Raw genomic sequence first — 22,208 nt, forward strand, 5'->3', positions numbered from 1 at the left:
AATGGCATTCGGTTTCTGACGTAAGGTGCTGCTTATGGACCTGAACGGAGTTTCCGCCGTCGTCTCCGGTGGCGCGAGCGGCCTCGGCGAGGCCACCGTGCGCGCCCTGGCCGAGGCGGGCGTCAAGGTAGTGGTGGCCGACCTCAACGAGGAGAAGGGCAAGGCCCTCGCCGACGAGGTCGGCGGCGTGTTCGTCAAGACCGACGTCTCCGACGAGGGGCAGGTGCAGGCGGCCGTCGACGCGGCCGTCGCCACCGGCGCCCCGCTGCGCGTCATCGTCAACAGCGCGGGCATCGGCTGGGCCACCCGCACCGTCAACCGCGACGGCTCCCCGCACGACCTGGCCTCCTTCCAGAAGGTCATCCAGGTCAACCTGATCGGCACCTTCAACCTGATGCGCATCGGCGCGGCGGCCATCGCCAAGACCGAGCCCGCCGACGCCGACGGCCTGCGCGGCGTCGTGATCAACACCGCCTCCATCGCGGCGCTGGAGGGCCAGACCGGCCAGGTCGCCTACTCCGCCTCCAAGGGCGGCATCGTCGGCATGACCCTGCCCGCCGCCCGCGACCTGGCCGCGGTCGGCGTGCGCGTCAACACCATCTGCCCGGGGATCATCGACACCCCCATCTACGGCGAGGGCGAGGCCGCCGAGGCGTTCAAGGCCAAGCTGGCCGCGCCGGTGCCCTTCCCCAAGCGCATGGGCCGCCCCTCGGAGTTCGCGCACCTGCTGCGGTCGCTCGTCGAGAACGACTACATGAACGGCGAGGTCGTCCGGTTCGACGGCGGCATCCGCTTCCAGCCGAAGTAAGGACGGGTCACTGATGTCCGAAGCTGTTCTCACCGAGGAAGACGGCGCGGTCCTCGTCATCACGATCAACCGGCCCGAGGCGCGCAACGCGGTCAACGGCGCGGTCGCGCAGGGCATCGCGGCGGCCCTGGAGGAGCTGGACTCCCGCAAGGACCTGTCGATCGGCGTGCTGACCGGCGCGGGCGGCACGTTCTGCGCGGGCATGGACCTCAAGGGCTTCCTGACCGGGGACAACCCGATCGTGGAGGGCCGCGGGTTCGCCGGGATCGTCGAGCGGCCCCCGGCCAAGCCGCTGATCGCGGCCGTCGAGGGCTACGCGCTGGCGGGCGGCTGCGAGATCGCCCTGTCCTGCGACATGATCGTGGCGTCGCGGGAGGCGCAGTTCGGCCTGCCCGAGCCCAAGCGCGGCCTGGTGGCGGCGGCCGGCGGCCTGCTGCGGCTGCCGCAGCGCATCCCGTTCCACATCGCCATGGAGATCGCGCTCACCGGTGACAAGTACCCGGCCGAGCGGATGGCGGAGCTGGGCTTCGTCAACCGCCTGACCGAGTCCGGCGGCGCGCTCGCCGCGGCCAAGGAGCTGGCGCTGAAGGTCGCCGAGAACGCCCCGCTGGCGCTCGCGGCCACCAAGAAGATCATCGTCGAGTCCGCCGAGTGGTCGGCCGAGGAGGCGTGGAAGAAGCAGGGCGAGATCGTCATGCCCGTCTTCACCTCCAAGGACGCCCAGGAGGGCCCGGCGGCGTTCGCCGAGAAGCGCAAGCCCGTCTGGAAGGGCGAGTAGGACCCTGCTGGACGCCCGGCGGCCCGCGTGCCGCCGGGCGTCCGCGCGTCCTGATCCGGCCGTTCCCCCGCCCGCCGGTAAGCGTTCCCGTACGCTGATCTCCGCTTGGCGATCTTGGGAGGACGAGCGTGCGACGGAACGCGGCCCTGCTGACGGCCCCGCTGGCGGCACTGACCTGCGGCGCCGGACTCGTCCTGGCGGCCCCCGCGCACGCCGCGTCCTGGAGGAACGTGGCCAGCGGCGCGCTGGCGTACGACGGCGCCCTGGACCGCGTCGACTTCGCCGACAGGAACACCGGCTGGGCGGTCGGCTCCGAGGGGAACCTGCTCGGCGCCAAGGCCCGCATCCTCCGCTGGACCGGCAAGGGCTGGTCGCGCCAGACGAGCCCGGTCGGCTTCACCCCCACCGACGTCGCCGTCGCCAACGCCAAGCGCGCCTGGATCGTCGGTTTCTCCCCGCTGCCCGTCTCCCTCCACTGGAACGGGAGCGGGTGGACCAAGGCCGCCTACCCCGGCTTCGCGCTCCCGTCCCAGGTCGCCGCCGCCCCCGACGGCACCGCCTACTCGCTGGCGAGCGTGAACGCCAACGCGGGCGGCATCGGCCGGGTGATGCGCTGGACCGGGTCGGCCTGGGCCGACGCGAAGGTCCCGCTGCCGCCGCCCTCGGCCGTCACCGCCGTGGACGTCCGGTCGCGGAAGGACGTCTGGCTCGCCGGGACGACCTCCACCGGCACGGCCGTCACCGGCTTCGCCCTCCACTACAACGGCTCCGCCTGGAAGAGGATGGCGCTGCCCGGCTCCATGGGCACCACCGCCTACCAGGCCGTCCCGCACCGGATCGTGGCGCTCTCCGCCAGGAACGTCTACGTCCTGCGCAACCGCCAGAACGCCCAGGTCTCCAACGCCCTGCTGCACTGGAACGGCTCCGCCTGGCGCACGGTCGCCACCCCGTCGAACGCGGCGGGCATCGGCCTGTCCTCCGACGGGAGGGGCGGCGTGGTGATGCTGCCCGTCACCACCGGCGGCCGGACCCGGTACATGCACTACAACGGCGCGAAGTGGACGACGGTGAACGGCCCGTCCCGCACCGGCCAGGCGCAGGCGGGCGACCTCGACCACCGCCCCGGCACCGCGGGGATCGTCAGCGTCGGCACCGCCAGCGCCTCGGCTAAGCGCCACCCGTTCATCGAGTACTTCGGCTGACCGGCGCACTCCGGCCGACCGAAACCCGAATCCGGTTCATGAAGGGTCTGGCCGCCGTGGTTACCAGGTGGTAGAAATCACCTGTCTCGATCATCTCCCCCGCCGGAGCGCCCCATGTCACGCAGGCTGCTGGCCACCCTGTCCGCCTCCACCCTCGCGCTCGGCCTCGTCGCCGCGGCCCCGGCGGCCCACGCCGCGACGGGGAAGGCCCGCACGACCAAGGTCCGGTCGTTCGACGGCGTGTCGATCGTGACGCACTTCTTCCCCGCCCACGGGGCGGCCGACGGACGGCGCGCCCCCACCGTCCTGCTGGGGCACGGCTGGGGAGGCCGGGGCGAGACCGACACGGCCAAGGGCATGCTGGGCGCCCTGCTGTCAGCCGGGTACAACGTGGTGACCTGGAACGCCCGCGGCTTCGGCTCCGGCGGCGAGGCCAACGTCGACTACCACGCGTTCGAGGGCCGTGACGTCCGCGCCCTCATCGACTGGACCGCCCGCCAGCCCGAGGTTCGGCTGGACCGCCCCGGAGACCCCCGGCTCGGCATGGCGGGCGGCAGCTACGGCGGCGCGATCCAGCTCGTCACCGCGGGCATCGACCGCCGCGTGGACGTCATCGTCCCGCTGGTCGCCTACAACGACCTGCGGCGCACCCTCTACCGCGACCGGGTGCTGCGCGCGGGCTGGGTGGTCAACCTGTGCCTGGGCGGGATGACCAACGGCAACCGGATCGCGCCCAAGGTCCGGCGGGCGTGCTTCGACGGCGTCCGGACCGGGCGGCTCGAACCGGACCTGGAGCGCTGGTTCGCCGACCACGGCCCCAGCAACCTGATCGGTCGGCTGCGGATCCCGACGCTCGTCGTCCAGGGCACGGTGGACACGCTGTTCCCGCTGCGCGAGGGCATCGCGACCTACCGCACGGTCAGGGCCAACGGCGGCCCGGCGAAGATGATCTGGTTCTGCGGCGGGCACGGGCAGTGCAACGCCAAGGCCGGCCCCGCCGACCACGTCACCAGGGCCACCCTCGCCTGGTTCGCCCGCCACCTGCGGGGCGACCGGTCCGTGGACACCGGGCCGGAGTTCGAGTACATCGACCAGAACGGCGTCTACCGGGGCGCCGCGGCCTACCCGCCGCCCGCGCTCGGCCCGCTCCGCGCCAGGGGAACCGGCCGGATGACGTTCACCCAGCTCGACAACACCGGCTCCGCCACCGCCGCCGCGCCCGCCCGCAAGGGCAGGGCCATCGAGGTGCCGATCCCGGCCTCGCCCACCACCGCGCGGGCCGTCGGCTCGCCCCGCGTCACGCTCACCTACCGGGGCCACGCCCTGCGGCCCGGAACGGCGCTGTTCGCCCAGATCGTCGACCGCGAGACGGGCGTGGTCGTCGGCAACCAGGCCACCCCGCTGCCGGTGACCCTCGACGGCCGCGAGCGCACCGTCACCCGGGACCTGGAGGCGATCGCCTGGGAGGTCGGCCCCGCCAGCCGCCTGACCCTCCAGATCATCCCCGGCACCGGGCTGTTCACCTGGCAGCGGTCGGCGGGCCGGGTGGAGGCGAACGTCTCGGTCAGCGTGCCGCGCGCGCGCTGAGCCCGGCGGGGTTTCCGGGCGCCCGGCGCAGGGAATCTCGTGCGGACGTTCAGGGGATATTCAGGTTGGAGTGCGATCCTCTGCGGCGAATCGCGGAGGTGGCATTGACTGAGAGGGCAGCGGAGCGTACGCCGGAGGCGACGCTCCTGGTGGTCGAGGACGAGCCGAACATCCGGGAGCTGCTGGCCGGGAGCCTGCGGTTCACCGGGTTCGAGGTCGTCACCGCCGACAACGGGGCCGACGCCGTGCAGGCCGCGCGCCGCCACCGGCCCGACCTGATCGTGCTCGACGTCATGCTGCCCGACATCGACGGGTTCGACGTGGCCCGGCGGCTGCGCTCCGGCGGCGACCACACCCCGGTGCTGTTCCTGACCGCGCGCGACGCCGTCCAGGACCGCATCAAGGGCCTGACGATCGGCGGCGACGACTACGTCACCAAGCCGTTCTCGCTGGAGGAGGTCGTCGCCCGCATCCGGGCGGTGCTGCGGCGCGTGCGCGGCGGCGCCGCCGAACCCCCGGCGCGCATGGTGTTCGCCGACATCGAGCTGGACGAGGACAGCCACGAGGTGTGGCGCGGCGGGCGGCCGATCCAGCTCTCGCCGACCGAGTTCAAGCTGCTGCGGTACTTCATGGCCAACGCCGGGCGCGTGCTGTCCAAGGCGCAGATCCTCGACCACGTGTGGAACTACGACTTCCGCGGCGACGCCGGGATCGTCGAGTCCTACGTGTCGGCGCTGCGCCGCAAGGTCGACAACATCGAGCCGCGCCTGATCCACACGTTGCGCGGCGTCGGGTACGTGCTGCGCCAGCCACCGGGCTGATGCGGCCGCGGGAGCTGGCCGCCCGCACGCCGCTGCGGATCAGGCTGATCGCGGGAACGCTGGTGCTGGTCGTGCTGGCGCTGACCGCGATGAGCGCCGCCGGGGTGTGGGTGCTCAAGGGCTACCTGGTCGAACGCGCCGACGGCCAGCTCCGCACCTCCATCGCTTGGGCGACCAACCAGGTCGAACGCCAGCTGCGCCACGGCAACAAGATCCAGCCGCGCGTGCCCAGCGAGATGTACATCCAGGTGCGGGACCCCGAGGGCACGCAGGTCTACGAGGAGGCGCCGCTCGGCGGGCCCGGCGAGCCGCGGCTGTCGGCCGACCTGGACGTCGCGCTGGACCGGCCGTTCACCACCGGCAACGCCCCCGAGCGGGGCCCCGCCTGGCGGGTGCTGGTCGAGGCGCTGCCGAGCGGCGGGCGGATCGTGCTCGGGCTCAGCCTGGCGGAGATCGAGCGCACCGTCGGCCGCCTGGTCCTCATCGACGTGATCGTCGGGGTGCTGGTGCTGGCCGGGCTGACCGGGCTGGGCGTCCAGGCGGTGCGGCTCAGCCTGCGCCCGCTGGAGGACATCGAGCGCACCGCCGGGGCCATCGCGGCGGGCGACCTGTCCCGGCGGGTGCCCGCCGCCGACCCGCGCACCGAGGTGGGGCGGCTCGGGATGTCGTTCAACGCGATGATCGCGCAGATCGAGGCGGCGTTCGGGGCGCGCGCCGAGTCCGAGGCCACGGCGCGGCGCTCGGAGGAGCGGATGCGGCGGTTCGTCGCCGACGCCAGCCACGAGCTGCGCACGCCGCTCACCGCGATCCGCGGGTTCGCCGAGTTCTACCGGCAGGGCGCGGCCCGCACGCCCGCGGAGATCGACCGGCTGATCGGCCGGATCGAGCAGGCCGCCGGCCGGATGGGGCTGCTGGTGGAGGACCTGCTGCTGCTGGCCCGGCTGGACCGGCAGCGGCCGGTGGAGCGCCGCCCGGTGGACCTGCTCGCCGTCGCCGCCGACTCGGTCCAGGAGGCCCGGGTCGTCGCGCCCGACCGCGCCGTCGAGCTGACGGTCTCCAGCGGCATCGCCTACCAGGTGCTCGGCGACGAGCCGCGGCTGCGGCAGGTGCTCGGCAACCTGCTGTCCAACGCCGTCGCGCACACCCCGGAGGGCTCCCCGGTCGAGGTGCGGCTGGCGTCCGGCTCCCTGGACGGCATCCCCGCCGCCGTCGTCGAGGTCGCCGACCACGGCCCCGGCCTCACCCCCGAACAGGCCGAACGCGTCTTCGAGCGCTTCTACCGCGCCGACCAGTCCCGCAGCCGCGAGGACGGCGGCACCGGCCTCGGCCTGGCGATCGTCGCCGCGCTGGTCGCCGCGCACGACGGGAAGGTCGAGGTCGACGCGGAACCGGACGGGGGAGCGGTGTTCCGCGTGGTGCTGCCGCTCGCCGACTGACCGCCCCGCCGGGCGCCTTCAGCGGACTTTCAGCTTCACGCCAGGGTCGCTTCAGGAGACGTCGGCATATTCGTCAGTGCAAGGAGAGCTCATCGCTGCGAGCCCGTCCGGGCAGGTTCTGGGGGGAACGGGCGGACGGACGGCGCAGTCGGTGATCTGGGCCGCACGGACCCGGGCCGGGGTCCGGACGGCCCCGCATGGGAGAGCACGGCCGCGTGACCCGCCCCCGGGGCACGCGGCCGTGTCATGTTCCCGCCGGAAAACGGGACGACATGATCCGCGTTCACCGGGGATAATCACCCCATGCCCGACCAGATCCCCGTCCGTGGCTCGTTCTCCGTTCCGGAGTCCGAGCTCAGCTGGCGTTTCTCCCGCTCCTCGGGGCCGGGCGGGCAGCACGTCAACACCAGCGCGACGGCCGCCGAGCTGTCGTTCGACGTCGCCGGCTCCCCGTCGATCCCCGAGCCGCTCCGCGACCGCGCCCTGCACCGCCTGGCGCACCGCCTGGTCCGGGGCGTGCTGACGATCCGCGCCGAGGAGTACCGCTCCCAGCAGCGCAACCGCGACGCCGCCCGCGCCCGCCTGGCCGCCCTGCTGGCCGAGGCGACGGCCCCGCCCCCCAAGAAGCGCGTCCCGAAGAAGATCCCCCGCGGTATCAACGAGCGCCGCCTCCAGAACAAGAAGCGCCGTTCCGAGGTGAAGAAGCAGCGCTCGGCGCGCTGGGACTGATTTCTCATCCGGCTCTCACGTTCGTCTCAGTGACGCCTCACCGCGCCCGCTCAGCCTGAGGGGGACGCGAAGGGGGACCGCCGATGACGAACCGGCATCCGGAACACGAGCCGTACACCCAGCCCTCCTGGACCCCGCCCACGCCCGCGTTCGGGCCTCGGCCCGAGCCCGCCCCGGCGAAGACCGGATGGTCGTTGCGGCGCCGCGCCGCGGCCGTGGCGGCCGCCGCCGCGCTGGCGGTCGGGGCCGGGGGAGCGGGCGCGGCGATCGGGGTCGCGGCGGCGGGACCGGGCGCCGCCCGGCCGGTCGCGGTGACCGGGGCGTCCACCGGGAGCGGCACGACCGCGCGGGTCGCCGCCGCCGTGCAGCCCAGCGTGGTGTCCATCGACACCGGCTCGGGCAGCGGATCGGGCGTGGTGCTGCGCGCCGACGGCACGATCCTGACGAACGCGCACGTCGTGTCCGGGGCCGACCAGGTGACGGTGAAGTTCAGCGACGGGCGGACCGCGCGGGCGCGGGTGCTGGGGACCGACGCCGCCCGCGACATCGCGGTGATCAAGGCGGCGGGCGTGTCCGGGCTCACCCCGGTCACGTTCGGGGACAGCGACGCGGTGCGGGTGGGGGACCCGGTGCTGGCCATCGGCAGCCCGCTCGGGCTGGACGGGTCGGTGACGTCCGGGATCGTCAGCGCGCTCGGCCGCAGCATCCAGGAGGGCGACTCCGGGGGGAACGAGAGCCTCCCGCCGTTCCTGCGCGACCGCACCACCCGCCGGCAGCAGGCCGTGATCGAGGACGCCATCCAGACCGACGCGGCGATCAACCCCGGCAACTCCGGCGGGGCGCTGGTGGACGGCGCGGGACGGCTCATCGGGATCAACACCGCCATCGCCACGTCCGGCGGCGGCTCGGGCAGCATCGGCGTCGGCTTCGCCATCCCGGCCAATGACGCCAGGAAGGTCGCCGAGCAGATCATCGCCCGCGCGGGCACCTAGCCCCGGTGGCCGGGACGCCCCGCCACGTATCAAGTTTCGGAGCATTTCCTAGTTCTCTGGCACTAATGACGAATAGTGCCCTGCGTTCTGGTTGATGGCGACAGCCCCTTCCTAGGGTTCTTGATGGTTCGAGAAGCTCAGCAAATCGGAAAGGGTGGAAATTTGTCGAACGTCAAGGCAAGGGTCGCCGGAGCCGTCGTCGCCGGCGGCATGGCGCTGGCCCTCGCTCCCGCCGCTCCCGCACTCGCCACGCCCTCCGCCGCCCCGGTCGCGGCGAAGACCGCGGCCGTCGAGGCCGGCGGCTCCGTCAGCGCCAAGGGCAGCAGCAGCATCAAGTGCGGCGCCGGCTACGGCGGCAACGCCAAGGTGAACTTCAGCTGGAGCCGCGGCACTTCGACCACCAAGATCTACTTCAACAACCACTGCAAGAAGGGCAAGAAGATCACCGCCACCGTGGTGCAGCGGCGGGCGGAGGTCAGCGCCAGCGGCAAGACCTACAAGTACTGGTGCCGCAAGTTCGACACGAACGGCAAGACCAAGGGCAACAAGAAGTTCGGCACCGACTACTACTACGTGTGGAAGGTCGTGCGCGGCCACACGGTGAAGAACCTGCCCTACAAGGGCAGCAGGAAGACCTCCTGCAAGGCGCGCTGACCCACCGTCCTCGAGGCCGACTCATCGCCCGCCGCGATGGCCGCGCATCGAGCCGGCCGGGCCGGCCGACAGGAGGGCGGCCGGCCAGGGCGGAAGCGTTGAGGCCTCCGACCCGCGGTCGGGGGCCTCAACGCATGGCGAGAACCGCCGGGTCGAGCGATGCGGAAACAAGCTGAGAGTATTCGAACGAGAGTGACGCCGGATTCGGTGGGGTAATTTCCTGCCGGGCTCGGGAAAAGCCCTCGGTGACCTGATTTCGAGAGCACGCGGAATCCTTGCAAGACGCCTCACCGCGGAGCCGGGCCGCCGGCGCCGCGATGGTCTCCGGCGTCGGCGATCACGACACCGCCGCACATCGGACTTCCCGACGCTCCCTAGTCGCGCCGCTCGCGGATCGCGCGCATCGCGGCACGGCGGGCCTCGCCGTCCAGGACGTCGATGTAGACCTGCCCCTTCAGGTGGCCGCACTCGTGCTGGAGGCAGCGGGCGAAGTAGCCGGTGCCCTCGACGGTGATCGGCTTGCCCCTGGCGGTGAAGCCCTCGACGACCGCGTGCGCGTGGCGGGGCGTGTCGAAGCGCAGGCCCGGCACCGACAGGCAGCCCTCGGACGCGGTCAGGACCTCGCCGTCGGCGGCGACCAGCCGGGGGTTGACGACGTGGCCGACGTGGCGGCGGCCCTTGTCGTCCTCGCAGTCGTAGGTGAAGACCTGGAGGCCGACGCCGATCTGGTTGGCGGCCAGGCCCGCGCCGTTGGCCTCGTACATCGAGGCGAACATGTCGTCGACCAGGCGTTCCAGCTCGGCGTCGAAGGCGCGCACCGGATCGCATCCGGTCCGCAGCACGGGGTCGCCCAGGCGGCGGATCGGGCGGATGGTCCCCTGGCCGGTCTTCGTCTTCGCCATGTTCAAGATCTTACAAAGCGGGGCGGGCCCGGGTGCGGCCCCGCCGGGGATCCCGGCGGGGCCGCACCGCGAGACCGTCGGTGCCCCGTGCCCGTCTCCGGGCCCGGGCTCAGCCCGGCTCGCCCGGACGGTGCGGCGACGGAAGGTCGTCGGTGGCGTCCAGCTTGATCATCGGGGTCGGCTTGGTCTGCGGCGGGACCTGCGGGACCGGGGTGTCCACCACGGTCGGCTCCGGCTCGTGCGGCACGGGCGGGGCGGGGCGCTCGGCGATCGGCTTGGGCGCGGCCGGCGCCGGGGCGGCCGGGGGCTTGGGCGCGGCGGGGGCCTGGGCGGGCCGGGGCGCGGGCTGGGCGGCCTTGGGCGCGGCGGGCTGCTTGCGCGGCGGGGCCTGCTTGACCGCGTCCTCGACCATCTTCTCCAGCGGGCCCGCCTCGTTCTCGGCGGTCAGCAGCCGGTGCAGCGTCTCGGAGATCTCGGTGAGCCGCTGGAGGGCCTGGGTGTGGTTGCGGGTGAGGTGGTTCAGGCGCTGGGTGGCGCCCTCGTTGATCACATTGGCCCGGCGCTCGGCCGCCGTCAGGGTCCGCTCGGCCTCCAGCCGCGCGGAGGTGACGGTCTGCTCGGCCTCCTGCTTGGCGGTCGACAGCACGCTGTCGGCCTCCTTCTTGGCGGAGGCCAGCACGTGGTCGGCCTTCTCCTGGGCCTGGGCGATGTCGCGGTCGGCGTCGCCGCGGGCCGCCTCGATGATCCGCTTGGACTCCTGCTCGGCGTCCTTGCGGATCTGCTGGCCCTGCTCCTCGGCGGCGGCCAGCTTCTCCTTGGCCTCGTCCTCGGCCAGGTTGATGATCTGCCGGAGCCGGTCCGACAGGTCGTCGCCGGTGGGCTTGCGCGCCTCCCGGACCTCGGCCATCTCGCGGCGGGTGCGCTCGACGTCGTCGAGGGCGCGGGCCAGCCGGGCCTCCAGCTCGCGGATCTGGTTCTGGCTGCGGGCGATGAACTCGTCGACCTGGCGGCGGTTGTAGCCGCGCATGACGATCTCGAAGGATTCCTCCCGGAGGAGGTTCGGCAGGATTTCCGCTTCGTTGCTCATGGTGCCTTGGGGGTCGTTGGCGGGGGGTTGATCACCCCGTCAGGGTCGGAGACGGCGCTGAGGGTACGTCGGGTGGTCAGCCTCTGGTCAGCCTCGACTCTTGCCCGGTCCGCCCCATTCGCGCAACCGGAACGCCGTTCTCGCTGCCGTTTCTTAACCTGCGCGGGTCGACAAACTCTCCAATTATGGGAAATTTCGCGTGCGTTGGCGCCGACTGGGCAACCTGCCCCGGTGCGTCCAGCGTCCTTTTCTACAGGGACCCGTCGTACGTCGCCGACGGCACCCCCGGCACCGCGCCGGACCGTCCTCACCGCACCCTGTCCACGGGGACCACCGGAGCTTCGCCGGAGGGCGCCGCACCACACGGCGCGCGGCGGGTCCTACCATCCCGCCTATGAACTCCGCCATGAACTACGTGGGCTCGCTGGGCGAGGACGGACCCGACATCCACCCCGAGGCGTGGGTCGCGCCCGGCGCCGTCGTGGTCGGGAAGGTGCGGCTGGGCGCGCGGGCCAACGTCTGGTACGGCTCGGTGCTGCGCGGCGACGACGAGGAGATCGTCGTCGGCGACGAGGTCAACATCCAGGACCTGTGCTGCCTGCACGCCGACCCCGGCGTGCCCGCCGTGCTGGAGGACCGGGTCAGCCTGGGCCACAAGGCGATGGTGCACGGCGCGCACGTGGAGACCGGCGCGCTGATCGGCATCGGCGCGATCGTGCTGAACGGCGCCCGGATCGGCGCGCACACCCTGATCGCGGCGGGCGCGCTGGTGCCGCCCGGCAAGACGATCCCGTCCGGGGTGCTGGTCGCCGGGACGCCCGGAAAGATCGTTCGTGAGCTGAACGACGACGACCGCCTCGTCCTGGAGCACACCCCCGACGTCTACATCCAGAAGGCGCGCCGCCACGCGGACGCCACCTGGCGTTAGGCCGGCCACGACGGTCCGCCGGGGACGTCCTGGGCGGATTTGACTACGATGACGGCGTGGCGTGGGGACCTGGATTCGGCGGAGCGGGGTACGGAGGTGCCCAGACGGCCGGGCGGGACCCGTTCGCCCTCGCCGAGCGCGACATACGGGAGATGGTCGGGGCGGGCTGGTGGCAGTCGGCCCCGCCGCAGCAGCGCCAGCACGCGATCGCCGGGCGGATGCTGGTGCTGCCCGACGGCACGTGGTGGCTGTTCGGGGCGTGGGCGCGCTGGTACCGGCTGGACCCCCGGGACGGGCAGTGGTACCTGTGCCCGCCGCCGCAGTCGCCCGCGACGCGGATGTCGGCCCAGCCCGCCCAGCAGGTCGGCGGGCGGGCCCCGGCGCTGCCGCCGCACGTCGTGCCCGCCGGACCCGACTACGAGTACGCCCCGGTCGGGCTGCGGCCGTTCGTGGGGCGCGGGTTCGACCCCGGCCTGACGGCGCGGGTGCGCTCGACCGTCGACTCGGCCGCCGCGCTGCCCGCCGGGGAGTACCCGCACTGGTGGTCGCAGTTCACGTCGGAGACGCCGTCCACGGTGGCGGTGGCGTGGGGCGTGATGCTGTGGTGCGCGAGCGCCCCGGTGTTCGACGCGCGGCTGGACGCGCAGATGCTCGACCTGTGGCAGCCCTACCGCGCCAAGCCGCTGCCCCGGACCGACGGGCCGCGCTGGCTGACCCCGCCGCCGCTGGAGACGCTGGTCGGCCTGTACGCCGAACGGCTGCGCTCGGGCCGCGTGGACGCCGCCGTGGTCGTGCTGCGGACGATGTGGGCCGTGGCGAGCGCGCTGCGGGAGGACGTCCGCTTCCAGACGCGCGCGGACGCGCTGCTGGCCATGCTGGGGGCCACGCTCAGCAACCCGACCGTGGACTACGGGGCGCTGCCGTACGGCGACCAGGCGATCGTTCAGCAGTGGCTGACGCGGTGCCCGCCCCACCTGGTCCCCGCGCTGCGCAACGAGAGCTCGCCCGGCGACAACTTCCGGCACGCGTTCTACGGCTTCGCCGAACGCGTCGCCGAGCACGCGGGGGACCCGAACAGCCCCGCCTACGTCGAACCCCGCCTGGTCGCCGCCGCGCTGCTGGCCGCCGACCTGGCCGTGGTGCGCGGCGAGATGGCGGCGGGCATCGTGCCCTGGCTCGACCCGGAGATCCGCTACACGGTGCAGGCGGTGCTGGACCAGGCCGGGCACCCGCTGCGGCGGATGTGGCCCGACGACCTGCGGCTGGCCGGGCCGCTGGGGTCGGCCCCCGGCCTGACCGGCGACGCGGCCGAGACGCTGGTGGCCTCCGCCTACGAACTGGACCTGGCCTGGTGCCGTCTCGGCGGGATGCCCGCCCGGCCGCGCGGCTTCCCCGTGCCGACGGCGATCCTGGCCGGGATCATGGGCGCGGACCGGGTCCGCGCCACCGCCAAGGCCCCGACGATCGTGCCGCCGGGCCCGGGCCTGGGGACCGGGGCGCAGCCGTCGCCGTTCGGCGCGCAGCAGCAGCCGGGGATGCCGCCGGGGGCCGTTCCGCAGCCCTCCAGCAGGAAGCCGGGCGCGTTCGTGCAGCCGCCCGCCCACCCGGGCGGGGACGAGGGCCGGCTCCAGCCGCCCGCGCCGCTCGCGGCGTCGGGGGAGGAGCCGGAGGGCAGCGCCGCGCCGCCGTACACGCAGCTCGGGTTCCAGCCGGTGGGCGGGCCGCAGCCGGGCGCGTTCGGGCAGCAGGACGCGTTCGAGCAGCCGGGTGCGTTCGAGCCACCGGGAGGGGGCGGGCAGCGGCCGTTCGGGCAGCCGGAGGAGGAGCCCGAGGGGAACGTCATGCCGCCCTACACGCAGCTCGGGTTCCAGAGCCCGGGGGAGGCGGCGTCCCACTCGGAGTCGCCCTACTCGGACATGAGCTACCAGCGTCACGGAGGGCCGCCCGGTCCGCCGCCGCAGGAGCCCGTCGACGCCTACGGGACGCGCGTGGACGACGCGGCGGCCGCCGTCTACCAGCAGGCCGCCTACCAGCAGCCCGCGCAGCCTCAGCAGCCCCCACAGCCGCCTGCGCAGCCGCCTGCGCAGCCGCAGGATCCGCCGCGCACCCGCATGCTGGGGCCCGAGGACGTCGACCAGGCGGGCGTGTACGACCAGCCCGCCCCCGAACGGCCGCCGGGCGGCGCCGCGGAGGGCCCGGGGACGCGGATCATGTCCGAGACCCTCATCGGGAACTTCGACTACCTGGACGACACCCCCTCGCCCGAACGCCCCGTCCACGAGATCCCCCCACCCGCCGAACGCACCGAGCGCCGCGTCCTGGAGCGCTACGGCATCGGCTTCGTGTCCGGCGAGCTCGACGCCGGGGAGCTGCTGGACGAGCTGCGCGCCCGGGTCGAGGCGTGGAACGCCCCGCTCGGCCCGCACGACGACGCCACCCGCGTGGACGGCGCGCCCCTCCCGGCCGCCCCTCCGGCCACCATGCTGGACGGCGCGCCGCCGTTCGAGGCGACCCGGGTGGACGGGACCCCCGACGCGCCCCGCCCCGGGCTGTCCGGCGGGCTGCCCAGCGTGCTGCTGGTCGGCAACCCGCACACCGGGCAGCGCCGCCTGGCCCGGCTGATCGCGCTGACGCTGGCCGACGCCGGGGTCGGCGACGGGGCGCTGCGCGCCCACGACGCCGACGACGTCCGCGACGCGCCCGCCGAGCGGCTGGAGGCGATCCTCACGCGCCCCGGCCCGGCGATCCTGTTCGAACGCCTGGACGTCGCGATCACCTCGGCCGCCGACCCGGTGGCGGCCGCCGCCACGGTCCGCCGGGCGCGCCGCAACCCGGCCGTGCCCGCCCCGCTGATCGCCACCTGCGAGCCGCGCGCCTACAAGCGGCTGCTCCAGGAGCACCCCAAGCTCGTGCAGACGTTCCGCGTGTACCGGCTGCCGGACCTGTCCGACCTGGACCACCGGATGACGCTGCTGCACCTGCTGGCCGACGAGCGCCGCGTCACGGTCGGCGCCGCCGCCCTGGAGGCCGCCCAGGCCGACCTGGAGCGCCTGCGCGGCCCCGGCGACCTGGTCAACGCCCGGCTCGTCGAGGCGTACCTGGACCAGGCCAGCCAGCGCGCCATGACCCGCGCCGGGGCCTCCCGCGACCGGCTGGTGCTGACCCCCGCCGACCTGGAGGGCGTCGCCGAGCAGATCGAGCCGTCGCTGCGCCCGGCCGGCGACATCGACGGCTACCTGCGCCAGCTCGACCAGCTCATGGGGCTGGAGGACGTCAAGCGGGCCGTGCGGGAGCTGGCCGACAGCGCCGAGACGGCCGCCGGGCGCGTCCGGCACGGCGTTCCCGACCCCGACTCCCGCCACCTGATCCTCACCGGGTCGCCGGGCACCGGCAAGACCACCGTCGCGGGCCTGATCGGCGGGATCTACGGCGCCTACGGGCTGCTGCGGTCGGGGCACGTGGTGGCCTGCCGCCCCGTCCACCTGGCCGGACGCGACCCCGCCGACACCGAGGGCCGGGTCGTCGGGATGGTCGAGCAGGCGCTCGGCGGGGTGCTGCTGGTGCAGGAGGCGCACCTGCTGGACCGGGTCCCGACCGTCGTGCGCCGCCTCCAGCACGAGATGCGGCGGCGTTCGGGGCAGTTCGTCGTGGTGCTGTCCGGGGCGGCGGCCGAGATGGAGGGGTTCCTGGCGGGCAACCCCGGCTTCCGGGCCGAGTTCGGCTCGGTCCTGGAGTTCACCGGCATGTCGAGCCGCGAGCTGGTCCGGCTGTTCCAGAGCTACGCCGAACGCGATCTCTACGTGCTGGACGAGGAGCTGCGCGTGGAGCTGCTGGCGCGGTTCGACGGGATGCGGGAGGACCCGGCGTTCGCCTACGCGCGCACGGCGCGGGAGATGTTCGAGCAGACGGTGGCGCGGCAGGCGGCGCGGCTGGCGGGGGCGGACGTGAACGCCTCCATCGTGGCCCGGCTGACCGCCCGCGATCTGCCCGAGTCCTCGCTGGAGCAGATGCTGGGGGACTTCCACCGCGGCCGCTGAGCCGGCGACGGCCGGTCCGGGGGCGTCCCCCGGGGACGAGGGGGCCATCCGGCCAGGCCAGGCGATCACCGTCGCGGGTGGCCCCCCGAATGGCCCTCTTGGGTCATGCGCGCGGCGGGACCATGCGCGTAGCCTTGACGTGGGCAGTGGGTGCAGCGGTGAAGGGTGCTGCTCGCCCCGCGCGTGCGCGGGGCGCCGCGGGTGCCGGCGGCCGCGTGGCGCTCGCCGTCACGGGCGGGCGAGGGAACGCAAGGAGGTGGACGCGATGCGCCAGAAGCTCGATCTGCGCGTCCAGGACCGCGTCGCGTTGGACGAGATCGAACTCTACGCCGAGATTCTCAGCGCCGTGGCCGCCGCGGAGCAGCCGCTGACGCTGGCGGAGATCGACTCGGTGCTCGGCGTGCGCTCCGTGGAGCAGGGACGACGGGAACTGACGCGCCGGGACTGAGCACGACACGGGGCTCGGACGGGCCGCGGAGCGACGATCCGCGGGCCGTGACCTGCCGGGGACGCCACGGGGCGGCCCCGGCATCGTCGTTTCCGGGCCCGCGCCGCCGGGGCGGCCGGCCGCGCGTTCAGGCGATCTCGTACCCGGCCTCGTCGATGGCGGCGCGCAGGGCGGCGTCGTCCAGTTCCTCGCCACGGACCGTGACCGTCTTGGCGTCCACGTCGACGACGACCTCGGCGACTCCCGGGACCTGCCTCACCTCGCCGCCGATGGCGTTCACGCAGTGCTGGCAGCTGATCTCTGGAACGTTGTAACGAATCTCACTCATGCCGGTTTCTCACTCTCCGCATCGAGGCCGTCCCCGCCGAGGGTAAAGCCTCCAGGCCGTGGCGGGACCGCGTGTCGCGCGCCGGGCGAGGGGGGTGTGCAACCCATGATCTAGGGCACCCTTGTAGGTGAGAGGACGGAAGACGGCAGCCGAACCGCAGGCGAAGGTTCTTTTTACGGCCGGTTGCGCCTACGATCCTCAGCGGACTGTTCCGGCACTTCAGGAGAACGACGTGCGTTTGCGTCTCACGCCGCGTGAGGACAGCTTCTACGACATGTTCGCCGACTCGGCGAACAACCTGGTCACCGGCGCCAGGCTGCTCGTGGAGCTCATCAGCGACGGCACTGATCGGGAAGCGATCGCGGAGAAGATGCGTGCCTGCGAGCACGCGGGCGACGAGGCGACTCACGCGATCATGCGCCGGCTCAACGAAACCTTCATCACGCCCTTCGACCGCGAGGACATCTACCGCCTCGCGTCGTCGATCGACGACGTGATGGACGAGATGGAGGAGGCAGCCGACCTCGTCGTCCTCTACCAGATCGAGGAGTTCCCCAAGGGGATCGTCCACATGGTGGAGGTACTGGAGCGAGCCGCCGAGCTGACCGCCGAGGCCATGCCGAGGCTGCGCTCGATGAAGGAGCTCAACGAGTACTGGATCGAGATCAACCGGCTGGAGAACCAGGGCGACCAGGTCTACCGCAAGCTGCTGGCGCAGCTGTTCAGCGGTGAGTACGACGCCCTGACGGTGATGAAGCTCCAGCAGGTCATCGACCGGCTGGAGGACGCGGCCGACGCGTTCGAGCACGTGGCGAACACGGTCGAGACCATCGCGGTCAAGGAGTCGTGAGCGTGTCCGGTAAGAATCCGGGCGGCACGCTCACCAAGGAGCCTCCGGGCCCCGCCGATCCGACGCTGGCCGAACAGGCGCGGCGCGGGCCCAGCAAGTTCTGGCTGCTGCTGCCGCTCAGCATCCTGCTGGTGATGGCGATGGGGGCCATCGGGCTGCGCACCGACGCCCAGATGGCGGTGCTGGTGCTGGTCATCGTCGTGGCGCTGGTGTTCGACTACACCAACGGCTTCCACGACGCGGCCAACGCCATCGCGACATCGGTGTCCACCAGGGCGCTCACCCCGCGGGCGGCGCTGCTGATGGCCGCCGTGATGAACATGATCGGCGCGCTGCTCGGCGTGCAGGTCGCCAAGACGGTCAGCGAGACGATCTCCCCGCCGAGCGGGCTGCACGGCCTGACGGTGGTGGCGGCGGGCGTGCTCGGCGCCATCGCCTGGAACATGATCACCTGGTACTTCGGGCTGCCCTCCTCGTCCTCGCACGCCCTCATCGGCGGCGTGGTCGGCGCGGGTCTGGCCTCGGCGTCCGGCGTGAACTGGTCCAAGGTCGTCGACAAGGTCGCCATCCCGATGGTGATCTCCCCGGTCGTCGGCTTCTTCCTGGCCTACTTCTTCATGGTCGCGCTGCTGTGGACCTTCCGCCGGGCGCACCCGGGCCGGGTCGGCCGCCGCTTCCGCATCGCGCAGACCCTCTCGGCCGCCTCCATGGCCCTCGGCCACGGCCTCCAGGACGCCCAGAAGACGATGGGCATCATCGTGCTGGCCCTGGTGACCACCGGCCACTCCGACGGCGAGACGGTGCCGCTGTGGGTCATCCTGGCCTGCGCCGGGGCCCTGTCGCTGGGCACCTACGCGGGCGGCTGGCGCATCATGCGCACGCTGGGCCGCAAGGTGATCGAGCTGGACCCGCCCAAGGGCTTCGCCGCCGAGGCCACCGCCTCGGTCGTGCTGTACTGCGCGGCCTACATCTGGCACGCCCCGATCTCCACCACCCACACGATCACCTCGGCGATCATGGGGGTGGGCGCGACCAAGCGCCTGTCGGCCGTCCGCTGGGGCGTCGCGGGCAACATCGTGGCCGCCTGGGTGCTGACGATGCCGATGGCCGCGCTGGTCGCCGCCGTCGTCTACTGGCTGGTGCACCTGTTCGGAGCCTGACACCCCCTCCGACGACAGGGAACGGGGCCGCCTCCCACCGGGAGGCGGCCCCGTTCGCGTCGTTTCGGGGGTGTGGGGGTTACCGGCCGGAGATGCGGTTCAGCGGGGGCGGGGCGATCGGGGAGTGCTCGCCGAAGTAGGCGATCAGCGCGTCCAGGTCGATCGGGCCCAGCTTGGCGTCCTTGCCCTGCGTGAAGACCGTGAAGCCGTCACCGCCGCCGAGCAGGAAGTTGTTGGCCGAGACCTTGTAGGTGGCGGCCGGGTCGACCGGCGTGCCGTCCACGGTGATGTTCGAGACGCGGTCGCCGACCTGCCGGGAGCGGTCGATGGTGAAGCGGAAGTTGGCCGAGGGCTGGAGGACGCGCTCGTACTTCTGGCCCTCCCACTGCTGCTCCAGCAGCTTGTCGAGCTGCTCGCCGGTCAGGGAGACGACGCCGGTGACGTTGTTGAACGGCTGCACGGCGAACGCCTCGCCGTAGGTCACCACGCCGTCACCCTCGGAGCCGGAGGCCTTGTAGGTGAAGTCGGTGCGGATGCCGCCGGGGTTGGTGACGGCGACCTGCGCGCCGAGGTCCCTGGTGGCCTCCAGGTGCGCGTCGGCGATCACGTTGCCGAGGGTGGTCTCACCGGCGGGCGAGGGCGTGCGGTCCAGGTCCGCGGTGATCTTTCCGATCGGCTTGTTGGAGATCGGCGCGACCCGCTCCTTCCACTTGGCCACGAACCGCTCGGTGGCCGGGTCGGAGATGTCGCGGGTGACGACGTGGTTGTCGGCCTTCATGGTGGAACGCACGATGTCGCCGGTGCGCTTGTTCACCTTGAAGTCGACCTGGGTGATGACGCGGCCGAACGAGGAGCCCGACGAGTACAGGCGCGGCCTGCCCTTCGGGTCGGGCACCGTGCAGACGTACTGCTGGTGGGTGTGGCCCGCCAGCACCATGTCGATCTCGGGGTCGGCGGACTGGGCGATCCGGGTGCCCGCGCCCGGCACGGTGCCGCACGCGTCCGGACGGTTGCCCGCCTGGACCTGGTCGCCCTCGTGCACCAGCAGCACGATCGAGCGCACGCCCCGCCGCTTGAGGTCGCGGGCGGCCCGGTTGGCGGCCTTGACCTCGTCCTCGAACGTCAGGCCCTTGATGCCCTCGGCGGTGACGATGGTCGGGGTGGTCTTGGTGACGACGCCGATGAAGCCGACGCGCACGCCGTTGATCCGGCGGACCGTCCACGGCTTGAGGGCGGGCCTGTTCTTCTTGCCCTTCAGCACGTTGGCGCCGAGGAAGTCGAACTTCGCGCCGCGCCACTCGCCCTCGGGGGAGCAGCCGTCGGTGGGGTGGCAGCCGCCGTTCTGGATGCGCAGCAGCTCCTGGTAGCCCTCGTCGAACTCGTGGTTGCCCACGGCCGAGGCGGTGACGCCCATGTCGCCGAGGAACTGCACCGACGGCTCGTCGTGGTAGGCCGCCGAGATCAGCGGCGAGCCGCCGATCATGTCGCCCTGGGCGACCTTCAGGGTGTTGCGGTCGGACAGGCGCTTGAGGTGCGCGGCCATGTGCGCCGCGCCGCCCGCCGGGACGGTGTGGCCGTGCTCGTCGACGGCGTTGCCCGAGTTGCCGGTCGGGGGTTCCAGGTTGCCGTGGAAGTCGTTGAGCGACAGCAGGCGCACGTCCGCGGTGGGCGCGGGGCGCGCCGCGGCGGGCTGGGCGGCCAGCGCGACGACGGAGACCCCGGCCGTCGCGGCGGTCAGCAGGAGGCGTCTGGGGTTCATGCACGCGAGACTAGAGGCTGCCGGAGGGCGGAATTATGCCGATAAATGACGGTTCTGTGTCGATTTGGTCTGGCCGGGTGGGGGCGTAGGCTGGCGATCATGGATGACACGCGCGGGGACGTCGTGCTCGCGGCCGCCGAGGCCGCCCCGGTCATGGCGGTGGTGGAGGCGGCGACCGCCGCCGACGGCGTGGGACCGCTGTCCGAGCACGCGATCCTGGCCCTGCGCGCCGGGAGGCCCGCGTTCACCGTGGTCGACTCCGGCGCGACCGTCGCCTACGGCCATCTGGACCCGGCCACCGGCCAGGAGGGTGCCGCCGCCGAGCTGGTCGTCCACCCCGCGCACCGCCGCCGGGGCCACGGGCGGGCGCTGCTGCGCGCGCTGCTGGCCGAGGCGGGCGGTCCCCTCCGCGTCTGGGCGCACGGCGACCTGCCGGCCGCCGCCGCGCTCGCGGAATCGGAGGGCATGGAACGCGTCCGCGCCCTGTTCCAGATGCGCCGCCCCGCCGCCGACCCGCTGCCCGAGGCGAAGGTCGCCGACGGGGTGCGGCTGCGCGCGTTCGAGCCGGGACGCGACGAGGAGGCGTGGCTGCGGGTGAACGCCCGCGCGTTCGCCGCCCACCCCGAGCAGGGGGCGTGGACCATCGAGGACGTGCGCGCCCGCGAGGCCGAGCCGTGGTTCGACCCGGCGGGCCTGTTCCTGGCCGAACGCGGCGGCGAGGTCGTCGGCTTCCACTGGACCAAGATCCACCCGGACGGCCTCGGCGAGGTCTACGTCGTCGGCGTGGACCCGTCCGCCCAGGGCCTCGGCCTCGGCCGCACCCTGACCCTGGCGGGCCTGCACCACCTGCGCGACCGGGGCGTCCCCCAGATCCTGCTGTACGTGGACGAGTCCAACACCGCCGCCGTGGGCCTCTACGAGTCCCTGGGCTTCACCCGCTATGCCGTGGACGTCATGTACGGCACCTCCGCCTGACCACTACCGGCGCCTGGCCACTCCGGCGGGTCGGCGGCGGTCCTGATGTGGCGCAGGACGGTCCGCAGCTCCCGGACGCGCTGGTACTCGGCGGGGTCCGCCGGGTCGCCGAGGCGTTCGGCCAGTACGGCCAGTTCCGCCAGGTCGGCCGGGGCCAGGCGCCCTTCGGCGGCCAGCGTCGCGTCCAGGAGGCGGACCGTCGCGTGCGCGTCCCCGGCGAGCGGCGTCCCGGCCGCGCCGAGCAACCGCGCCGAGCGGCCGCGGCGCCAGAAGCGCAGCGCGTGCAGGGCCGCCTCGCGGGGCGCGCCGTACCAGTGGGCCGGTCCGGCCGCCGGTGAGACCTCCGCGGGACGCGGAACGCGGCGCCCCCGGCGCTTGGCCGCGCGGCGGCGGGCGTCGTAGCGGCGGACGTCCTCGTGCCAGAGGGCGCGGCTGGCCTCCAGCAGCTCCAGCGCCCGCAGCAGGGCCCCCTCGTCGCGCAGGAGCGGACCGGCCTTCGCGTTCAGGTAGTCGAGCGTCGGGTGGTAGCCGATCGGCCGGTAGAGCTGCACGCACGAGCCGAGCGCCGAGGCCCGCCGCCGGTGCGGAAGCGACGGGTCGCGGGCCTTGCGGGCGAAGTTTCCGAAGCTCACCCGGCGAGCGTAGCCAGGGGGCGCGCACCCCGCCGGAAAGGCCCGATATCGCGGCGGTTTGGGCCGTGTGACCTGGGGTGTTAACCCCCTGGACA

Annotated in this window: 20 protein-coding genes; 15 read left to right on the forward strand and 5 right to left on the reverse strand. The window is 73.3% G+C overall.

Going from position 1 to position 22,208, the window contains the following annotated elements; translation table 11 throughout:
- Positions 1 to 34: 34 nt before the first annotated feature.
- The 9 genes from HNR61_RS35265 to HNR61_RS35305 all read left to right on the forward strand — a co-directional run bounded on the left by HNR61_RS35265 (position 35) and on the right by HNR61_RS35305 (position 9,007).
- Entirely contained in the window at positions 35 to 808 is a 774-nt protein-coding gene (locus HNR61_RS35265) for an SDR family oxidoreductase (protein ID WP_182847487.1), read from the forward strand.
- A gap of 13 nt (positions 809 to 821) precedes the next feature.
- Positions 822 to 1,586 (forward strand): crotonase/enoyl-CoA hydratase family protein, encoded by a 765-nt coding sequence (locus tag HNR61_RS35270; protein ID WP_182847488.1) that lies wholly within the window; start codon positions 822 to 824, stop codon positions 1,584 to 1,586.
- Between the two features lie 128 nt (positions 1,587 to 1,714).
- Positions 1,715 to 2,788, forward strand: a complete 1,074-nt coding sequence (locus HNR61_RS35275) for a beta propeller repeat protein (protein WP_182847489.1) — start codon at positions 1,715 to 1,717, stop codon at positions 2,786 to 2,788.
- Positions 2,789 to 2,902: 114 nt separating this feature from the next.
- Complete coding sequence (locus tag HNR61_RS35280) at positions 2,903 to 4,375, forward strand: alpha/beta hydrolase family protein (RefSeq protein ID WP_182847490.1); 1,473 nt, start codon at positions 2,903 to 2,905, stop codon at positions 4,373 to 4,375.
- 104 nt (positions 4,376 to 4,479) lie between these two features.
- Entirely contained in the window at positions 4,480 to 5,196 is a 717-nt protein-coding gene (locus HNR61_RS35285) for a response regulator transcription factor (protein ID WP_067831442.1), read from the forward strand.
- Complete coding sequence (locus tag HNR61_RS35290; RefSeq protein WP_182847491.1) at positions 5,196 to 6,632, forward strand: sensor histidine kinase; 1,437 nt, start codon at positions 5,196 to 5,198, stop codon at positions 6,630 to 6,632. Before HNR61_RS35285 ends, HNR61_RS35290 begins: the two co-directional genes overlap by 1 nt.
- 303 nt (positions 6,633 to 6,935) lie before the next feature.
- Positions 6,936 to 7,361, forward strand: a complete 426-nt coding sequence (arfB, locus tag HNR61_RS35295) for an alternative ribosome rescue aminoacyl-tRNA hydrolase ArfB (protein WP_182847492.1) — start codon at positions 6,936 to 6,938, stop codon at positions 7,359 to 7,361.
- A gap of 83 nt (positions 7,362 to 7,444) precedes the next feature.
- On the forward strand, positions 7,445 to 8,353 hold the full coding sequence (locus HNR61_RS35300; protein ID WP_182847493.1) for a S1C family serine protease: 909 nt from the start codon (positions 7,445 to 7,447) through the stop codon (positions 8,351 to 8,353).
- A 162-nt stretch (positions 8,354 to 8,515) separates the two neighbouring features.
- Positions 8,516 to 9,007, forward strand: a complete 492-nt coding sequence (locus HNR61_RS35305) for a hypothetical protein (RefSeq protein ID WP_182847494.1) — start codon at positions 8,516 to 8,518, stop codon at positions 9,005 to 9,007.
- A 374-nt stretch (positions 9,008 to 9,381) separates the two neighbouring features.
- Here HNR61_RS35305 and def read toward each other — a convergent pair whose 3' ends face one another.
- Both def and HNR61_RS35315 read right to left on the reverse strand, forming a co-directional pair.
- Positions 9,382 to 9,909, reverse strand: coding sequence for a peptide deformylase (gene def, locus HNR61_RS35310; RefSeq protein ID WP_182847495.1), 528 nt, complete (start codon positions 9,907 to 9,909; stop codon positions 9,382 to 9,384).
- 109 nt (positions 9,910 to 10,018) lie between these two features.
- The gene (locus tag HNR61_RS35315; protein ID WP_182847496.1) at positions 10,019 to 10,996 is read right to left on the reverse strand and encodes a DivIVA domain-containing protein; all 978 of its coding nucleotides are present in this window, start codon (positions 10,994 to 10,996) and stop codon (positions 10,019 to 10,021) included.
- A gap of 394 nt (positions 10,997 to 11,390) precedes the next feature.
- On the opposite strand from HNR61_RS35315, the gene HNR61_RS35320 reads away from it, so the two are divergent.
- From HNR61_RS35320 to HNR61_RS35330, 3 genes are all read left to right on the forward strand, one after another.
- Positions 11,391 to 11,924, forward strand: coding sequence for a gamma carbonic anhydrase family protein (locus tag HNR61_RS35320; RefSeq protein WP_182847497.1), 534 nt, complete (start codon positions 11,391 to 11,393; stop codon positions 11,922 to 11,924).
- A 56-nt stretch (positions 11,925 to 11,980) separates the two neighbouring features.
- On the forward strand, positions 11,981 to 15,961 hold the full coding sequence (locus HNR61_RS50210; protein WP_182847498.1) for a hypothetical protein: 3,981 nt from the start codon (positions 11,981 to 11,983) through the stop codon (positions 15,959 to 15,961).
- Between the two features lie 265 nt (positions 15,962 to 16,226).
- Positions 16,227 to 16,409 (forward strand): hypothetical protein, encoded by a 183-nt coding sequence (locus tag HNR61_RS35330; RefSeq protein WP_067813589.1) that lies wholly within the window; start codon positions 16,227 to 16,229, stop codon positions 16,407 to 16,409.
- Positions 16,410 to 16,536: 127 nt separating this feature from the next.
- On the opposite strand, the gene HNR61_RS35335 is transcribed toward HNR61_RS35330, so the two are convergent.
- Positions 16,537 to 16,737: a heavy-metal-associated domain-containing protein gene (locus HNR61_RS35335; RefSeq protein WP_182847499.1), complete on the reverse strand. Its 201-nt coding sequence runs from the start codon at positions 16,735 to 16,737 to the stop codon at positions 16,537 to 16,539.
- A gap of 232 nt (positions 16,738 to 16,969) precedes the next feature.
- Between HNR61_RS35335 and HNR61_RS35340 the strand changes: the two genes are divergently transcribed.
- Complete coding sequence (locus HNR61_RS35340; RefSeq protein ID WP_067813555.1) at positions 16,970 to 17,587, forward strand: DUF47 domain-containing protein; 618 nt, start codon at positions 16,970 to 16,972, stop codon at positions 17,585 to 17,587.
- Positions 17,584 to 18,747, forward strand: a complete 1,164-nt coding sequence (locus HNR61_RS35345; RefSeq protein ID WP_425544509.1) for an inorganic phosphate transporter — start codon at positions 17,584 to 17,586, stop codon at positions 18,745 to 18,747. Before HNR61_RS35340 ends, HNR61_RS35345 begins: the two co-directional genes overlap by 4 nt.
- A 79-nt stretch (positions 18,748 to 18,826) precedes the next feature.
- Here the strand turns inward: HNR61_RS35345 and HNR61_RS35350 are convergent, their stop codons facing one another.
- Positions 18,827 to 20,506, reverse strand: a complete 1,680-nt coding sequence (locus HNR61_RS35350) for a bifunctional metallophosphatase/5'-nucleotidase (protein ID WP_182847500.1) — start codon at positions 20,504 to 20,506, stop codon at positions 18,827 to 18,829.
- A 99-nt stretch (positions 20,507 to 20,605) separates the two neighbouring features.
- On the opposite strand from HNR61_RS35350, the gene mshD reads away from it, so the two are divergent.
- Positions 20,606 to 21,481 carry a mycothiol synthase gene (gene mshD / locus HNR61_RS35355; protein ID WP_182847501.1) on the forward strand — a complete coding sequence of 292 codons (876 nt, stop codon included), beginning with the start codon at positions 20,606 to 20,608 and terminating at the stop codon, positions 21,479 to 21,481.
- Here the strand turns inward: mshD and HNR61_RS35360 are convergent.
- Positions 21,445 to 22,113, reverse strand: coding sequence for a hypothetical protein (locus tag HNR61_RS35360; protein ID WP_182847502.1), 669 nt, complete (start codon positions 22,111 to 22,113; stop codon positions 21,445 to 21,447). The genes mshD and HNR61_RS35360 overlap by 37 nt on opposite strands.
- Positions 22,114 to 22,208: the final 95 nt, after the last annotated feature.

The sequence above is a fragment of the Actinomadura kijaniata genome, assembly GCF_014138665.1.
Lineage (GTDB): Bacteria > Actinomycetota > Actinomycetes > Streptosporangiales > Streptosporangiaceae > Spirillospora > Spirillospora kijaniata.

What these genes read in the sequence shown, in the direction of transcription:
- HNR61_RS35265 (WP_182847487.1), top strand. Translation starts at nt 35, where the DNA reads ATGGACCTGAACGGAGTTTCCGCCGTCGTCTCCGGTGGCGCGAGCGGC.
- HNR61_RS35270 (WP_182847488.1), top strand. Translation starts at nt 822, where the DNA reads ATGTCCGAAGCTGTTCTCACCGAGGAAGACGGCGCGGTCCTCGTCATC.
- HNR61_RS35280 (WP_182847490.1), top strand. Translation starts at nt 2,903, where the DNA reads ATGTCACGCAGGCTGCTGGCCACCCTGTCCGCCTCCACCCTCGCGCTC.
- HNR61_RS35290 (WP_182847491.1), top strand. Translation starts at nt 5,196, where the DNA reads ATGCGGCCGCGGGAGCTGGCCGCCCGCACGCCGCTGCGGATCAGGCTG.
- arfB (WP_182847492.1), top strand. Translation starts at nt 6,936, where the DNA reads ATGCCCGACCAGATCCCCGTCCGTGGCTCGTTCTCCGTTCCGGAGTCC.
- HNR61_RS35300 (WP_182847493.1), top strand. Translation starts at nt 7,445, where the DNA reads ATGACGAACCGGCATCCGGAACACGAGCCGTACACCCAGCCCTCCTGG.
- def (WP_182847495.1), bottom strand. Translation starts at nt 9,909, where the DNA reads ATGGCGAAGACGAAGACCGGCCAGGGGACCATCCGCCCGATCCGCCGC.
- HNR61_RS35315 (WP_182847496.1), bottom strand. Translation starts at nt 10,996, where the DNA reads ATGAGCAACGAAGCGGAAATCCTGCCGAACCTCCTCCGGGAGGAATCC.
- HNR61_RS35320 (WP_182847497.1), top strand. Translation starts at nt 11,391, where the DNA reads ATGAACTCCGCCATGAACTACGTGGGCTCGCTGGGCGAGGACGGACCC.
- HNR61_RS35330 (WP_067813589.1), top strand. Translation starts at nt 16,227, where the DNA reads ATGCGCCAGAAGCTCGATCTGCGCGTCCAGGACCGCGTCGCGTTGGAC.
- HNR61_RS35335 (WP_182847499.1), bottom strand. Translation starts at nt 16,737, where the DNA reads ATGAGTGAGATTCGTTACAACGTTCCAGAGATCAGCTGCCAGCACTGC.
- HNR61_RS35350 (WP_182847500.1), bottom strand. Translation starts at nt 20,506, where the DNA reads ATGAACCCCAGACGCCTCCTGCTGACCGCCGCGACGGCCGGGGTCTCC.
- mshD (WP_182847501.1), top strand. Translation starts at nt 20,606, where the DNA reads ATGGATGACACGCGCGGGGACGTCGTGCTCGCGGCCGCCGAGGCCGCC.